General features: G+C 43.1%; 2 protein-coding genes and 1 pseudogene. 1 reads left to right on the top strand and 2 read right to left on the bottom strand.

The window, feature by feature from the left end; all coding sequences use genetic code 11:
• Positions 1–348, bottom strand: a 348-nt coding sequence (locus LGZ99_RS24205) for a GNAT family N-acetyltransferase (protein WP_262979824.1), incomplete at its 3' end; no start/stop codon positions are given.
• Positions 349–352: 4 nt separating this feature from the next.
• Positions 353–631 carry a type II toxin-antitoxin system TacA family antitoxin gene (locus LGZ99_RS24200; RefSeq protein ID WP_021325292.1) on the bottom strand — a complete coding sequence of 93 codons (279 nt, stop codon included), beginning with the start codon at positions 629–631 and terminating at the stop codon, positions 353–355.
• A gap of 273 nt (positions 632–904) precedes the next feature.
• Between LGZ99_RS24200 and LGZ99_RS24195 the strand changes: the two are divergent.
• Positions 905–1,967: pseudogene (locus LGZ99_RS24195) on the top strand (DUF637 domain-containing protein); the annotation flags it as partial.

The raw sequence follows: 1,967 nt of genomic DNA, 5'->3' as shown, positions 1-1,967 counted from the left end.
TGCGGCTTGTGTGACGCGTATGGCAGCATCTCTAACCAAATAGCGGCCAAACCCTTTTCCTTGATAATTTTTATCAACAGCCAGACGGCCCAAAATAATTACCGGAATGGGGTTCGGCATATTGCGTTTAAATTTGCTTATCGCTTCTTGCGACATAATTGAGCCGGTAGCCAACGAATAATAGGCAATAACATTTTTGTCTTCGCTTACAACGTATGTTCGTGAGGCATTTCCTTTTTGGTTTTTTGATGCTTTGTCTGTTAACCAATTGTCAAGGGTGTCAACTCCTGAATTAAAATTATCTAAATTGTGATCGTCTGTTAATGGGGTTGGGCCATTACTTATCATTGTATCACCAAGGTTTTTTCATATTTGCTGTTTTGATAAGACGTTCATTTGGTGCTGCCGGATCATCAAGTTTAGCGACAAAAGCATCAAAAACTTCTGGAGAAACAACCATAAATGAGTGTTCCAATAGGGTGTTTTCAGCATCACGCTTGATTGTATCAAGGACATATTCGGTGACGGTTTTGCCTTTTACTTTTGCTGCCCTATCGATTAAATCTCGATCTTCTTGCCTAATCCTCAAGTTGAGTGTCTTATTTTTACGATTCTCAATTGTTACATTCATTTTGAATCTCCTTTGGCTGTAGATGGTATAAATAACATACTAATGTAACGCTATTGACATTACATTGCAAGTGTGACATTAAACCATGTATAAATACTATCACTAAGAAAAAGGTAGATAGTAACAGCTGATTGAATGTTCAACTGTCACATCTAATGGAATAAAACCAGCTACATTTTTGCTACTTGTTTAATAACAATAGCTTGACCTTCTCTGACCGCTGTTCTCAGGCTTTCGGGAAGGTCTGTAATATTGATTCTTGTCACAGCGCTATTACCCCAAATCAGCAATGGTGACTGGAACAAAGTGGTCCAACGGGTAGCTGGTCAATCCATTATCAGTTCCAGCCTGAATACTACGATTAATGGCGGCAACTTTAAAGATAATCTGACGACTGCTTTGTTATCTAATATTGGCAGCCAGATTCATGCGGAAGGTGCCAGATTGATTGGTGACAAAGGCGAGGTATTGGGAGTACCGGGCAAAACGTTGAGCCACGCAGTTGTGGCAGGCATCAGTGCTGAAATTGGCCGGGGAAATGCCAAAGGTGCAATGGCGGGGGCTTTGGCTGCGGAACTGGCTGGTATCATGATGGGTGATAACATCATCAAAGCTGAAGAGTGGCAGAGAACATCGGAACGGCAAGCGCAAATTGCCCGTGCTTTCGGTGGTTTTGCCGGCGCGGTATTTACCGGTAAAGCAGACGGTGCTTATAGTGGAGCAAGCGGTGCGGAGAACACTTTCCGTTACAATTACCTGGCTCATCACCAACAGCAATTAATGGAGAAAGAGCTTGCCGCAGAATCCAACTACCTTAAAAAAGCGCAGATTTTTGCTAAATGGGGGTTGATTAGTAACACACAAGACGGCTATTTAGCTGCGGGTTTTGTATCCGGTATTCCATCAGAACTTTATGATAGTGTGATGGCAATTGTCGGAGCGGTATCTAATCCTTCGGAAGTAATTGAAGCACTTAAAACGCTCTTAATTCAGGAGGATATGCCCGGCTTTATCTGGCAAGCGACAAAGGATGGTTACCTCAAACAGCTTGATATTGTCAAAGCCGAATATGAAAAAGCGGGTCCTGAGGGTGCTTATAACGCTGGCTTGGAAGCAGGAAAAATTGTCACTGAGATAGCCAGTATGGCAGCCGGTGGCCTTGGCGCGGTCAAGGGATCGACATCTGGTGCGGCTAAATTATCGAAAGTGGTATCAAAAAATCCACACCCAACAGTAGACATCCGGCATGTGTATCGGGTAGAAAAAGATGGCAGCAAAACCCAAATGGCGTGGGGAGAAGGTAACTATAAACAGGGGTATCCTTTTGAGGATTTTG

This window comes from Photorhabdus temperata, from assembly GCF_025384845.1.
GTDB lineage: Bacteria > Pseudomonadota > Gammaproteobacteria > Enterobacterales > Enterobacteriaceae > Photorhabdus > Photorhabdus temperata.
This window is presented reverse-complemented; position numbering and strand designations above follow the sequence as displayed.